General features: G+C 74.5%; 13 protein-coding genes. 9 read left to right on the top strand and 4 right to left on the bottom strand.

Features of this window, described 5'->3' with window-relative positions; translation table 11 throughout:
• Positions 1–287: 287 nt before the first annotated feature.
• On the top strand, positions 288–1,106 hold the full coding sequence (locus ACIQ9P_RS34600; protein WP_402365321.1) for an SDR family NAD(P)-dependent oxidoreductase: 819 nt from the start codon (positions 288–290) through the stop codon (positions 1,104–1,106).
• Positions 1,107–1,188: 82 nt separating this feature from the next.
• On the opposite strand, the gene ACIQ9P_RS34595 is transcribed toward ACIQ9P_RS34600, so the two are convergent.
• A complete protein-coding gene (locus ACIQ9P_RS34595; protein ID WP_402365319.1) occupies positions 1,189–2,214 on the bottom strand; it encodes a ketopantoate reductase family protein in 1,026 nt (341 codons plus the stop codon).
• 75 nt (positions 2,215–2,289) lie between these two features.
• Positions 2,290–3,234 (bottom strand): polysaccharide deacetylase family protein, encoded by a 945-nt coding sequence (locus ACIQ9P_RS34590; protein ID WP_402365317.1) that lies wholly within the window; start codon positions 3,232–3,234, stop codon positions 2,290–2,292.
• Positions 3,235–3,519: 285 nt separating this feature from the next.
• Between ACIQ9P_RS34590 and ACIQ9P_RS34585 the strand changes: the two genes are divergently transcribed.
• Entirely contained in the window at positions 3,520–4,401 is an 882-nt protein-coding gene (locus ACIQ9P_RS34585; protein ID WP_402365315.1) for an SAM-dependent methyltransferase, read from the top strand.
• A gap of 62 nt (positions 4,402–4,463) precedes the next feature.
• Here ACIQ9P_RS34585 and ACIQ9P_RS34580 read toward each other — a convergent pair whose 3' ends face one another.
• Both ACIQ9P_RS34580 and ACIQ9P_RS34575 read right to left on the bottom strand, forming a co-directional pair.
• Entirely contained in the window at positions 4,464–4,838 is a 375-nt protein-coding gene (locus ACIQ9P_RS34580) for an RNA-binding S4 domain-containing protein (protein WP_402365313.1), read from the bottom strand.
• Positions 4,839–4,862: 24 nt separating this feature from the next.
• The gene (locus tag ACIQ9P_RS34575) at positions 4,863–5,267 is read right to left on the bottom strand and encodes a VOC family protein (RefSeq protein WP_402365311.1); all 405 of its coding nucleotides are present in this window, start codon (positions 5,265–5,267) and stop codon (positions 4,863–4,865) included.
• Positions 5,268–5,371: 104 nt separating this feature from the next.
• On the opposite strand from ACIQ9P_RS34575, the gene ACIQ9P_RS34570 reads away from it, so the two are divergent.
• From ACIQ9P_RS34570 to ACIQ9P_RS34540, 7 genes are all read left to right on the top strand, one after another.
• Positions 5,372–6,601, top strand: a complete 1,230-nt coding sequence (locus ACIQ9P_RS34570; protein ID WP_402365309.1) for a methyltransferase — start codon at positions 5,372–5,374, stop codon at positions 6,599–6,601.
• A 179-nt stretch (positions 6,602–6,780) separates the two neighbouring features.
• Positions 6,781–7,809 (top strand): N-acetyl-gamma-glutamyl-phosphate reductase, encoded by a 1,029-nt coding sequence (argC, locus tag ACIQ9P_RS34565; protein ID WP_402365307.1) that lies wholly within the window; start codon positions 6,781–6,783, stop codon positions 7,807–7,809.
• A gap of 14 nt (positions 7,810–7,823) precedes the next feature.
• On the top strand, positions 7,824–8,978 hold the full coding sequence (gene argJ / locus ACIQ9P_RS34560; RefSeq protein ID WP_402365369.1) for a bifunctional glutamate N-acetyltransferase/amino-acid acetyltransferase ArgJ: 1,155 nt from the start codon (positions 7,824–7,826) through the stop codon (positions 8,976–8,978).
• Between the two features lie 193 nt (positions 8,979–9,171).
• Positions 9,172–10,047 (top strand): acetylglutamate kinase, encoded by an 876-nt coding sequence (gene argB / locus ACIQ9P_RS34555; RefSeq protein ID WP_402365367.1) that lies wholly within the window; start codon positions 9,172–9,174, stop codon positions 10,045–10,047.
• Positions 10,044–11,252 carry an acetylornithine transaminase gene (locus ACIQ9P_RS34550; protein WP_402365305.1) on the top strand — a complete coding sequence of 403 codons (1,209 nt, stop codon included), beginning with the start codon at positions 10,044–10,046 and terminating at the stop codon, positions 11,250–11,252. Before argB ends, ACIQ9P_RS34550 begins: the two co-directional genes overlap by 4 nt.
• A gap of 17 nt (positions 11,253–11,269) precedes the next feature.
• On the top strand, positions 11,270–11,818 hold the full coding sequence (locus tag ACIQ9P_RS34545) for an arginine repressor (protein WP_402365303.1): 549 nt from the start codon (positions 11,270–11,272) through the stop codon (positions 11,816–11,818).
• A gap of 184 nt (positions 11,819–12,002) precedes the next feature.
• Positions 12,003–13,196: an argininosuccinate synthase gene (locus tag ACIQ9P_RS34540; protein ID WP_402365301.1), complete on the top strand. Its 1,194-nt coding sequence runs from the start codon at positions 12,003–12,005 to the stop codon at positions 13,194–13,196.
• Positions 13,197–13,200: the final 4 nt, after the last annotated feature.

The raw sequence follows: 13,200 nt of genomic DNA, 5'->3' as shown, positions 1-13,200 counted from the left end.
AGTGGCCCAGCAGCTGCTGTTCGGCGGTTCGGGAGCACCGGTATGTGCGGACCGGTGCACCGTCCCGACGACGTTACTACTCCCTACCGGCGAGTAGGTCATCCCCTCCCAGGCGGAACGGCCGGTACCCGACCCCGGCCCAGGTCCGTCCCGGTCCCGCCCCGGGCCTGCGCCGAACGGGTGGGCCCGTCCGCGTCGCGCGCCCCCTCGGGCGCCGCCCCCGCCCGCCGGGGGACAGAATGCGGGCCGGACGACGGGTGGCCGGGAACGGGCGAAGGAGCAGGGGCATGCCGACGGGATCGCTCATGGGACAGGTCGCCCTGGTCACCGGCGCCGGCCGCGGCATCGGCCGGGAGATCGCCATCGGCCTCGCCGCCGAGGGCATGGCCGTCGGCCTGGTCGGCCGCACCCACGAGACCCTCACCGACACCCTCAAGGACTGCGTCCGGCACGGCTCGCGCGGCGTCGCCGTCACCGCCGACGTCACCCGCCCCGGCTCGGTCCGCGAGGCCGTCCGCCTGGTCGAACGCGACCTCGGCCCGATCGACCTGCTGGTCAACAACGCCGGCCGGACCGACCCGGTCGAGGCCCCGCTCTGGGAGACCGACGTCAACCAGTGGTGGCAGGTGGTCGAGGTCAACCTGCGCGGCCCCTACAACCTGCTGCGCTGCGTCCTGCCCGGCATGGTCGGCCGCCGCCGCGGCCGGGTCGTCAACCTCAACTCCGGCTTCGCGCTGCGCCCCGAGGGCCGGTACACCGCGTACGCCACCTCCAAGGCCGCGCTGCTCCGGCTCTCCGACAACCTCGCCGACTCGCTCGCCGAGCACGAGGTCGTCGTGCTCGACATCAGCCCCGGGGCCGTCGCCACCGACATGACCGCCGGGATGCCGATGTTCCAGGACATGAAGGAGTGGGGCTCCGTCCCGTACATGGTCGCCGTCACCGTGGACGCCGCGCGCGGGCGCTTCGACGCGCTGCACGGGCGGTTCATCCACGCCGGGCGGGACAACCTGGAGGAACTCGTCCGGCGGGCGGAGGAGATCCGCGCGGCGGACGCCCGGACGCTCCGGCTGCGCGCCTACGGGCCGGACGACCCGATGGGCTGACCGGAGCGGGCCGGCGAGTGCGCGCCGACCGGCGCGTGCCGTACGGCTGGGGCGCAGGCCGGGCGGCGGCGCGCCGGGGCGCTCAGACTCCGGCGAGCGCCGCCAGCGCGTCCAGCTCGGCCGGCGTGAGCGAACCCGGTGCCCGCCCGGTCCGCGCGAACTCCCCGGCCAGCCGCTGCAGCGCCTCGTTGAGCGGCGCCGCCGCCCCGTGCAGCCGCGCCAGCAGGACGATCTCCCCGTTCAGATGGTCCGCCTCGATCGAACCCGTCCCGCGCGCCAGGCTCTGCCAGGACGAGGACCCGGTCCGCTGCTCGCCCTCCACCGGCTCCAGCCGCAGCGTCTTCCCGCAGACGCGCGCCAGCTCGTCCGGGTCGCCGTGGGGGATCCCGGCGGCGGCCAGCACGGCCGCGCCCTCGGCGCCCACCCGCCGGTACAGCGCCTCCAGCCGGCCGTCCGCCGACCCCCGGCCGTACGGTCCCCGCCCGGCCACCGCGTCCAGCGCGTTGCCGAGGTTGCCGAGCAGCTTGGTGTACTTCCAGCGCGCCACGTCCGCGTCCACCGGCGCGCTGAAGCCCGACCCGTCGAGGTCGGCGGCGATCGCGGCGGCCCGCTCGCCCCCGCCGCCGGACGGGTACCCGCCGAGCCGCAGGATCCCGCTCACCGGGGTGCCGTTGGCACTCACCCGGCCCGGCGCCACATGGGTGGACGGCATCCACACGAACACCGCCAGCACCTCGCGGAACAGCCGCAGCGCGAGCCGCTCGTTCTCCACGCCGTTCTGCGCGCACACCAGCGGCAGCCGCTCGGCGGCCGTCCCGCCGCCCGCCACCGGGCGCGGCGCCCACGCCGCCAGCACGGCGGCGGTGTCCTGCGACTTCACGGCGAGCACGAGCACGTCGTCCGGCCGCAGCGTCAGCTCCTCCGGCCCTCCGGCCGCCGGGATCCGCAGCGTCCGGGTGCCCTCCGGCGTCCCGAACCACAGTCCGTCCGCGCGCAGCGCCTCCAGGTGCGCGCCGCGCGCCACCAGGACCACCTCGTGTCCACCCTCGTGCAGCCGGGCACCGATCGTGCCGCCCACCGCACCCGCCCCGATGATGATGTAGCGCATGCGCGAAGCATCCCACGCGCCCGCAAGCCCCCCGCCGGGGCCGGACGGGCCGCCGGGGCGGGGACCGCGGGGAGGTCAGGCGCAGAGGCGGCTGGCGGTGACGGGGGTCAGACCGGCCTTCGCGAGGCCGTCGAGGATGCCGGGCAGGGCGTCGACCGTGCAGCGGTGCCCCATGTGCAGGGCGACCACCGAGCCGCCGCGCACCGAGCCGAGCACCCGGCGCTGCAGTTCGGCGGCGGTCGGGTCGGCGTAGTCGCGCGGGTCCACGTCGAAGGCCAGCACGTGCTCGTAGCCGACCGCCCTGGCCTGCTCGCGCACCATCGGTGTCGCGTACTGGGCGGCGGACGGGCGGAACCAGCGGCCGATCGAACCGGTCAGCCGCTGCAGCCGCTCCGCGCACTGGGCGATCTCGGCGCGCGCCTGGTCCGGGGTCATCGCCGAGATGTTCTGGTGGTTCTGGGTGTGGTTGCCCAGCTCGTGGCCGCCGTCCAGGATCCGCCGGGCCATCTGCGGCTGCTGGTCCAGCCAGCTGCCGACGACCATCACGGTGAGGCCGACGCCGCGCTGCTCGGCGGTCTCCAGCAGGGCGGTGGCCAGGGCCGGATCGCCGCTGCCGTGGAAGGTCAGCGCGATGTTGCGGCCGGCGCGCGGCCCGTACGCCACCTCGACGGGCGTGCCGGGCGCCAGCGGCGGCAGCACCGGCGCGACGGGCGGGGCGCTGGCGGCGGCCCGGGCCGCCGCGCCGCCGTCCGGCACGGCCCCGTCGGCCGGTGAGGCGGCCGGCGGAGCGGACGGTGAGGCGGCCGGGACGGACGCGGTGGGCGAGGCCGGCCCCTCGCCGGCGGGCCAGGCCGGATCCACGGTGCCCGAGGGGTCGATCGGGCCGGGGCGCACGGCGAACGCCCCCGGATCGGCCCGGCGGCGGCCGGTGTCGCCGCAGGCGGTGAGCAGCCCGCCGGCCGAGGCGAGAGCGGCCAGTTTGACGGTGGTGCGCAGAACGGTGCGCCGGTCGACAGTCATCGGCAGCCAGCATAGAGACGGCGCCCCCCGGCGGCGAACGCCCGACGCGCCCGGCGCGGACCGGCGGCCGCCCGCCCGCGCGGCATCGTTCGGACGCTGCGGAAACCCGAACTACCGCTGTTTCGGGGGCGGGTCGTCGGTTACGATCGCGGCGCACCGTGCGGTGGGGGCCGCGCGGCGGCCTCCGTCGGCCGCACGGCTCGACGGGGACCCGACACGTCCGGCAGCGGACCCGCCGGACGCACAGCACGCGGCGGACACGCGGCGGACACCAGGGGGCGGAAGATGACCGAGGACACGAGCACGACGGCCGGCGTCCTGGGCGGATGGGACTGGGGGCGCGCCGACGACTGGCGGCCGCCGACGGAACTCGACACCGGAGTCCCGCACACCGCCCGGATGTACGACTACTACCTCGGCGGCAAGGACAACTTCGAGGCCGACCGCAAGGCCGCCGAGGCCGCCATCGCCGCCTACCCGGCGCTTCCGCTGCTGGCCCGCACCAACCGCGAGTTCCTCGGCCGGGCCGTGGAGTTCGCGGCCGGCCGGGGGATCCGGCAGTTCGTCGACATCGGCACCGGCATCCCGGCCGTCGGCTCCACCAGCGAGGTCGCCCAGCGGGTCGCGCCCCGGGCCCGGGTCGTCTACGTCGACAACGACCCGATCGTGGCCACCCACGCCCGCGCCCTGCTGGCCGGCCACCCGGACGGCCACACCTCCGTCATCGAGGCGGACCTGCGCGATCCCGGCGCGATCCTGGACCACCCCGCCCTGCGCGCCGCCGTCGACCTCGGCGAACCGGTCGCCCTGATGCTGGTCGCCGTCCTGCACTTCATCCGCGACGAGGACGGCGCCGAACGGATCGTCCGCACCCTGCGCGACGCGCTCGCCCCCGGCAGCGCGCTGATCCTGTCCCACGGCAGCCCCGACTTCGCCTCCCGCGAGAGCGCCGCCGAGGGCACCCGGATCTACCGCAGCGCCAGCGCCCCGCTGGTGCTGCGCCCGCGCGCGGACGTCGAACCCTTCTTCGGCGACTTCGAGTTCGTCGGCCCGGGCCTGGTGCAGCTCCCGCTCTGGCGCCCCGTAGCCGGCCACGTCCCCACCACCGACCTCCCGGCCGGCTGGCAGGACGTCTCCGCCTACGCGGGTGTCGCCCTCAAGAACTGACACCGCGTCCGCGCGCGAGCGCGGCGGCCCGGGGGCGGGCGGACCGCCCGCCCCCGGAGCCGTCAGCGGCCGCGCAGCCCGTCCATCTCGCGGCGGTCGCGCTTGGTGGGGCGCCCGGCGCCGCGGTCGCGCAGGCCCGGGGCCGCGACGAACTCCCGGGCCGGGCGCGGCGGGCTGTTGTCCACCAGGCAGTCGGCCGCGGCCTCGGCCCCGACCCGCTTGCGGATGAGCCTGCGCACCTCGACCACCCGCTCCCACCCCTCCTGGCGCACCCGGACCTCGTCGCCCGGCTTCAGCGCCTGCGCCGGCTTGGCCCGTTCACCGTTCACCTTGACGTGCCCGGCCTTGCAGGCCGCCGCGGCGGCCGACCGCGTCTTCGCCAGCCGCACCGACCAGATCCAGCTGTCCACCCGGACGCTTCCCTCGTTCTCGACCATCCTTCGAGCTTAGGGCGCCGGGGCTCAGCGGCGGCCGGGGGCCTCCTGGACGGCCCAGCCGTTGCCGTCCGGGTCGTTGAAGAAGACGAAGGAGTTCCAGCCCTCGCCGCGGCCGTCGACCCGGCTCCCGTCCTCGAAGTGCTGCACCGGGCTCACCTCGACGCCGCGGGCCAGCAACTCCTGGTGGGCGCGGTCGATGTCCGGCACCACGAGCTGGAGCCCCTTCACCGAGCCGGCCGGGGCGTCGGTCAGGCCGCTTCCCAGCACGATCGAGCAGGCGGAGCCCGGTGGTGTCAGCTGCACCACCCGCAGGCCGTCCCGGATCCGGGTGTCGTGGTCGACGGTGAAACCGGCCTGTTCCTCGTAGAAGAGCTTGGCCCGGTCGACGTCCGCCACCGGGACCACCACCACTTCCAGCTTCCAGTCCATGGCCTCGTGCCTTCCCTCGGGCTTCCCGGGTCCTTCCAGTATCGGCCGGGGCCCGGGCCCACGCCCGGTACGGGCGGTCCGGCGGTCGGCTAGCCTGGGCGACGATGAACCGCCTCGCCGAACCGGCCTCCCAGACCCCTTTCCCGACTCCCTGGGGCGACCTCGTCCTCACCCGTTTCCCGGAGGATCCGCGCGAGCAGCTGCGCGCCTGGGACGCCGCCGACGACTACCTGCTGCGGTACCTGGCGGGGGAGGCCGACTTCGCCGAGGGGCGGGCCACCGCGCTGGCGGGCCGCGCCGTGACCGTCCTCGGCGACCGCTGGGGCGCGCTCACCACCGCGCTCACGACCGCGGCCGCCGCCGAATCCGGCACGGCGCCCGCCGTCACCCAGATCAGCGACTCGCACCTGGCCCAGCGCGCCACCCTGGCCAACCTCGCCCGGGCCGGTGCCGACCCCGCCGCCGCCCGGCTGCTGACCACCCGCGACACCCCGCCCGACCGGATCGACGTCCTGCTGGTGCGGGTGCCGAGGAGTCTCGGCCTGCTGGAGGACCAGCTGCACCGGCTCGCCCCGGCCCTCCACCCGGACACGGTGGTGCTCGGCACCGGCATGGTCACCGACATCCACACCTCCACCCTGCGGCTCTTCGAGCGGATCCTCGGCCCGACCCGCACCTCGCTCGCGGTCCGCAAGGCCCGGCTGATCCGCTGCACGCCGGACCGGGCGCTCGACCCCGGCCCCAATCCGTGGCCGCTCCGCTACGACCTGCCCGGCGACATCGGCCAGGTCTCGGGCCGCACCGTGGTCAACCACGCCGGCACCTTCTGCGCCGACCGTCTGGACATCGGCACCCGCTTCCTGCTCGCCCACCTGCCGACCCCCGCCCCGGGCGCCCGGGTGGTGGACCTGGGCTGCGGCAACGGCGTGGTGGGCACCGCCGCCGCGCTGGCCGCCCCCGGGGCCGAGCTGCTCTTCGTCGACGAGTCGCACCAGGCGGTGGCGTCCGCCGAGGAGACCTTCCGCGCCAACCTCGGCCCGGATGCCCGGGCGGAGTTCCGCACCGCCGACGCGCTCGCCGACGCGGACGTGCCGGACGGCTCGGTGGACCTCGTCCTCAACAACCCGCCGTTCCACTCCCACCAGGCCACCACCGACGCCACCGCCTGGCGGATGTTCACCGGCGCCCGCCGCGCCCTGCGCCAGGGCGGCGAGCTCTGGGTGGTCGGCAACCGCAATCTCGACTACCACGTCAAGCTCCGCCGGCTGTTCGGCAACTGCCGGACGGTCGCGGGCAATCCGAAGTTCGTGGTGCTGAAGGCCGTCAAGCGCTGACGGCGGTCGGCCGCCCGGTGCCGCCGGGCGCCGGGCCACCGGGGGTCGGGCCCGTCGGCGGTCGGCCGCCCGGTGGCCCCGAGGGCGGCTCCGAGGGCCGCTCCGGGGCGGTCTTCCGCAACTCCTTGCATGAATGTTCCGTGCTGCGTATATTCATGCCTCGACAAAGGAGGAACGCCATGGCATTGCGAGTCGCCGTCGCCGGCGCGAGCGGATACGCGGGCGGCGAGGTGCTGCGCCTGCTGCTCGGCCACCCGGAGGTCGAGATCGGGGCGCTGACCGGCGGCTCCAACGCGGGCACCGCGCTGGGACTGCTCCAGCCGCACCTGCCGGCGCTGGCCGGCCGGATCCTGGAGCCCACCACCCCCGAGGTGCTGGCCGACCACGACGTGGTCTTCCTGGCGCTGCCGCACGGGCAGTCCGCCGCCGTGGCCGAGGCGCTCGGCGAGAACGTCCTGGTCGTCGACTGCGGCGCCGACTTCCGGCTCCGGGCCGCCTCCGACTGGGAGCAGTTCTACGGCTCGGCGCACGCCGGCACCTGGCCCTACGGTCTGCCCGAACTGCCCGGCCACCGTGACGCGCTCAAGGGCGTCAACCGGATCGCCGTCCCCGGCTGCTACCCGACGGCCGTCTCGCTCGCGCTCTTCCCCGCCTACGCGGCCGGCCTGGCCGAGCCCGAGGCGGTGGTGGTCGCCGCCTCCGGCACCTCCGGCGCCGGCAAGGCCGCCAAGACCCACCTGCTCGGCAGCGAGGTGATGGGCAGCGTCAGCGCCTACGGCGTCGGCGGCGTCCACCGGCACACCCCGGAGATGGCCCAGAACCTCACCCCGCTCGCGGGCGAGCCGGTCAGCGTCTCCTTCACCCCGACCCTGGTCCCGATGCCGCGCGGCATCCTCGCCACCTGCTCCGCCAAGGCCCGGCCGGGCGTGGGCGCCGAGGAACTGCGCGCCGCCTACGCCGCGGCGTACGCGGACGAGCCGTTCGTCCACCTGCTCCCCGCCGGGCAGTGGCCGCAGACCAGCAGCGTCTACGGCGCCAACACCGCGCTGGTGCAGGTCGCCCTGGACGGGGCCGCCGGGCGGATCGTGGCGATCAGCGCGATCGACAACCTGGTCAAGGGCACCGCCGGTGGCGCGGTGCAGAGCATGAACATCGCTCTCGGCCTGCCCGAGGAGCTCGGCCTTCCCGTGAACGGAGTCGCACCGTGACCGACCACCAGAACGTGGGCGTGACCGCCGCCCGGGGCTTCCGGGCCGCGGGCGTCACCGCTGGGATCAAGGCGTCCGGCACCCCGGACCTCGCCCTGGTCGTCAACGACGGCCCCTCGCTCGCCGCGGCCGGGGTCTTCACCTCCAACCGGGTCAAGGCCGCCCCCGTGCTCTGGTCCGAGCAGGTCCTCAAGGGCGGCACGGTCTCCGCCGTCGTCCTCAACTCCGGCGGCGCCAACGCCTGCACCGGCCCGCTGGGCTTCCAGGACACCCACGCCACCGCCGAGAAGGTCGCCGAGGAGCTGGAGCTGAGCGCCGGCGAGGTCGCCGTCGCCTCCACCGGTCTGATCGGCGTCCGGCTGCCGATGGACCTCCTGCTGCCCGGTGTCGCCACCGCCGCCGCCGCGCTCGACGCCGCCGGCGGCGAGGCGGCCGCGATCGCCATCAAGACCACCGACACCGTCCACAAGACCGCGCAGGTCACCAGCCCGGCCGGCTGGACGGTCGGCGGCATGGCCAAGGGCGCCGGCATGCTCGCCCCGGGCCTCGCCACCATGCTGGTCGTGCTCACCACCGACGCGGACGCCGACGCGGCCGCCCTGGACACCGCGCTGCGCGGCGCCACCCGCACCACCTTCGACCGGATCGACTCCGACGGCTGCATGTCGACCAACGACACCGTGCTGCTGCTCGCCTCCGGCGCCAGCGGCACCGCCCCGGAGCCGGCCGAGTTCGACGAGGCGGTGCGCGCGGTCTGCGCCGATCTCGCCCGGCAGCTGATCGGCGACGCCGAGGGCGCGAGCAAGGACATCCGGATCGACGTCACCGGAGCCGCCACCGAGGACGAGGCGGTCGGCGTCGCCCGGGTGATCGGCCGCAACAACCTGCTCAAGTGCGCCATCCACGGCGAGGACCCCAACTGGGGCCGGGTGCTGGCCGCCATCGGCACCACCGACGCCGCGTTCGACCCGGACCGGCTCGATGTCGCGATCAACGGCGTCTGGGTGTGCCGCGACGGCAGCGTGGGGGAGGACCGGGACCTGGTCGACATGACCGGGCGCGAGGTCGTGATCACCGCGAACCTCAACGCCGGCGGGGCCGCCGCCACCCTGTGGACCAACGACCTCACCGCCGACTACGTGCACGAGAACAGCGCCTATTCCACCTGACCGTCGCCCACCCGATCGTCGACACCCGTACCACCACCACCTGACCGTCGACACCCGAACCGCCGCCACCCGGACCGTCGCTCCCCGACCGCCGGGTGGCGCCGGCCGTCGTCACCTGAGCCGGGGGACCAGAACCGTGAAGATCGCACCCAAGGGCGAACAGGCCCGGAACAACACCGCGTTGCCCAAGGCGATGACGCTGATCGAGGCCCTGCCGTGGCTGGAGCGCTTCCACGGCAAGACCGTCGTGATCAAGTTCGGCGGCAACGCCATGGTCGACGACGAGCTCAAGGCGGCCTTCGCCGCGGACGTCGTCTTCCTGCGCTTCGCCGGCCTCCACCCCGTCGTCGTGCACGGCGGCGGCCCGCAGATCAGCGCCCAGCTCGACCGGCTCGGCCTGGAGTCCTCCTTCACCAACGGCCTGCGGGTCACCACCCCGGAGACCATGGACGTGGTCCGGATGGTGCTCGCCGGCCAGGTGCAGCGGGAACTGGTCGGCCTGCTCAACGAGCACGGCCCGTTCGCGGTCGGCATGACCGGCGAGGACGCCCACACCATGACCGCGGTCAAGCGGTACGCGGTCGTCGACGGCGAGTCGGTCGACATCGGTCTGGTCGGCGACATCGTCAACATCGAGTCCGGCGCGGTGAAGGCGCTGATCGCGGACGGCCGGATCCCGGTGATCTCCTCCATCGCCCGCGGCACCGACGGCCACGTCTACAACATCAACGCCGACACCGCCGCGTCCGCGCTCGCGGTCGCCCTCGGCGCCGAGATGCTCGTCGTGCTGACCGACGTCGAGGGCCTCTACAAGGACTGGCCGGAGTCGGACGACGTGATCAGCCAGCTCGACGCCACCGAGCTGGAGGAACTGCTGCCGGGCCTCGCCTCCGGCATGGTGCCCAAGATGGAGGGCTGTCTGAACGCCGTCCGCTCGGGCGTCGGCACCGCCCGGGTGCTGGACGGCCGGGTGCCGCACAGCCTGCTGCTGGAGATCTTCACCGACGAGGGCATCGGCACCATGGTCGTGCCCGACCACGAACCGACTGTGACCGGGGGACTCGCATGACTTCCAACGACCGACTGACCGAGCGGTGGCAGCACGCCTTCACCGACAACTACGGCACCCCGCGGATCCCGCTGGTCCGCGGCGAGGGCAGCACGCTCTGGGACGCCGACGGCAAGGCGTACACGGACCTGCTCGGCGGCATCGCGGTCAATGCCCTCGGCACCGCCCACCCGGCCGTGGTCGAGGCCGTGAGCCGGCAGATCGCCACCCTCGGCCACATCTCCAACCTGTTCCTGGCCGAGCCCACCGTGGCCCTCGCCGAGCGGCTGCTGGAGCTCGACGGGCGCCCCGGACGGGTGTTCTTCTGCAACTCCGGCGCCGAGGCCAACGAGGCTGCCTTCAAGATCTCCCGCCGGACCGGGCGCACCCACCTGGTCGCGCTGGAGGGCGCCTTCCACGGCCGCACCATGGGCGCCCTCGCGCTCACCGGCCAGCCCGCCAAGCAGGAGCCGTTCCGCCCGCTGCCCGGCGATGTCACCCACGTCCCGTTCGGCGACGTGGAGGCGCTGCGCGCGGCCGTCACCACCGACACGGCCGCCGTCTTCCTGGAGCCGGTCCAGGGCGAGAACGGCGCCGTCCCGCTGCCCGACGGCTATCTGCGGGCCGCCCGCGAGATCACCCGCGCCACCGGCACCCTGCTCGTCCTCGACGAGATCCAGACCGGCGTCGGCCGTACCGGCCACTGGTTCGCCCACCAGGCGTTCGAGGGGGTCGAGCCGGACGTCGTCACGCTCGCCAAGGCACTCGGCGGCGGACTGCCGATCGGGGCCGTGCTCGCCTTCGGCGAGGCCGCCGACCTGCTCACCCCGGGCCAGCACGGCACCACCTTCGGGGGCAACCCGGTGGTCGCGGCGGCCGCGCTCGCGGTGCTGGACACCATCGCCGCCGACGGCCTGCTGGACCACGCCCGCAAGATCGGGGAGCGGCTGCGGCACGGAGTCGAGGCGATCGGCGACCCGCTGGTCTCGCACGTGCGCGGGGCCGGGCTGCTGCTCGGCATCGTGCTCACCGCCCCGGTGTCCGCGAAGGTGCAGGCGGGTCTCCAGGAGGCGGGCTTCCTGGTGAACGCCGCGGTGCCGGAGGCGGTCCGACTGGCGCCCCCGCTGGTGCTCACCGAGCAGGAGGCGGACGCCTTCCTCGCCGCGCTGCCGGCCGTCCTGCGGTCGGCCCGCGCGGACGCCCCGGGCGATGCGGACCGAGCGTAGTCCGGGAGAATCATCACATGACCGTTCCCCACTCCGGCCAGCCCGCCGCCGGCCCGTCGCCGCAGGTCCCGCAGACCCGCACCGCGCGCCACCGGCGGATCGTGGACCTGCTCACCCGCCAGCCCGTGCGCTCGCAGAGCCAGCTCGCCAAGCTGCTCGCCGACGACGGACTCGTGGTCACCCAGGCCACCCTCTCCCGGGACCTGGATGAGCTGGGCGCGGTGAAGATCCGCAACCGGGACGGCGCGCTCATCTACGCCGTCCCGGCCGAGGGCGGCGACCGCACCCCGCGGGCGCCGATGGGGGAGTCCGCCACCGAGGGCCGGATGGCCCGGCTGGCCGGCGAGCTCATGGTCTCCGCGACCGCCTCCGGCAACCTGGTGGTGCTGCGCACCCCGCCCGGCGCGGCGCAGTTCCTGGCCTCGGCGATCGACCAGGCCGAGGTGTTCGAGATCATCGGCACCATCGCCGGGGACGACACCGTGCTGCTGATCAGCCGCGACCCGGCCGGTGGCCAGGCCCTGGCCGACCACCTGATGCAGCTCGCCCAGGCGAAGGCGCAGTAGCCTCCGCGCGGCGGCTCCCGCGCGCCGCCCCGCACGACCCGCACCGCCCCGTGGGCCCGGTTCCGGCCGGGCCCACGGGCGTGTCCGGGACCGGCCCGGCCACGGGTTTTGAATTTCATACGGAGTAGTGCATACTTATGCCTATCGCCGTAAGCCTGTTCGCACAGTTGTGAAGGAGAAAGCCGTGACCGAGCGCGTCGTACTCGCCTACTCGGGCGGTCTGGACACGTCCGTCTGCATCGGCTGGATCGCCGAGGAGACGGGCGCCGAGGTCATCGCCGTCGCCGTCGACGTCGGCCAGGGCGGCGAGGACCTGGACGTCATCCGCCAGCGGGCGCTGGACTGCGGTGCCGTCGAGGCCGAGGTCGCCGACGCCCGCGACGAGTTCGCCGACGAGTACTGCCTCCCGGCCGTCAAGGCCAACGCCCTCTACCAGGGCCAGTACCCGCTGGTGTCCGCCCTCTCCCGGCCGGTCATCGTCAAGCACCTGGTGGCCGCCGCCCAGAAGCACGGCGCCACCACCGTCGCCCACGGCTGCACCGGCAAGGGCAACGACCAGGTCCGCTTCGAGGTCGGCATCAACTCGCTGGCCCCGGGCCTCAAGTGCATCGCCCCGGTCCGCGACTACGCGATGACCCGGGACAAGGCCATCGCCTTCGCCGAGGCCAAGGGCCTGCCGATCGCCACCACCAAGAAGTCCCCGTACTCGATCGACCAGAACGTCTTCGGCCGGGCCGTCGAGACCGGTTTCCTCGAAGACATCTGGAACGCCCCGATCGAGGACGTCTACGAGTACACCCAGAACCCCGCCACCCCGCGCGAGGCCGACGAGGTGGTCATCACCTTCGACGCCGGCGTCCCGGTCGCGATCGACGGCCGCAAGGTCACCGTGCTGCAGGCGATCGAGGAGCTCAACAAGCGCGCCGGCGCCCAGGGCGTCGGCCGGCTCGACATGGTCGAGGACCGCCTCGTCGGCATCAAGTCCCGGGAGATCTACGAGGCCCCCGGCGCGATCGCCCTGATCACCGCCCACCAGGCGCTGGAGAACGTCACCGTCGAGCGCGAACTCGCCCGCTACAAGCGGCAGGTCGAGCAGCGCTGGGCCGAGCTCGTCTACGACGGCCTGTGGTTCTCCCCGCTCAAGCGCGCCCTCGACGGCTTCGTGAACGAGGCCAACCAGCACGTCTCCGGCGACATCCGGATCGTCCTGCACGGCGGCCGGGCCGTCGTCAACGGCCGCAAGTCCGACCAGTCGCTGTACGACTTCAACCTCGCCACCTACGACACCGGCGACACCTTCGACCAGTCGATGTCCAAGGGCTTCATCGAGATCTTCGGTCTCTCCTCGAAGATCGCCGCCCGCCGCGACGTGGGCTGAGCCA

It is taken from the genome of Kitasatospora sp. NPDC094019 (assembly GCF_044764505.1).
Taxonomy (GTDB): domain Bacteria; phylum Actinomycetota; class Actinomycetes; order Streptomycetales; family Streptomycetaceae; genus Kitasatospora.
The sequence above is the reverse complement of the archived record's forward strand: the minus strand, read 5'-3'. Positions and strand labels throughout refer to the sequence as shown.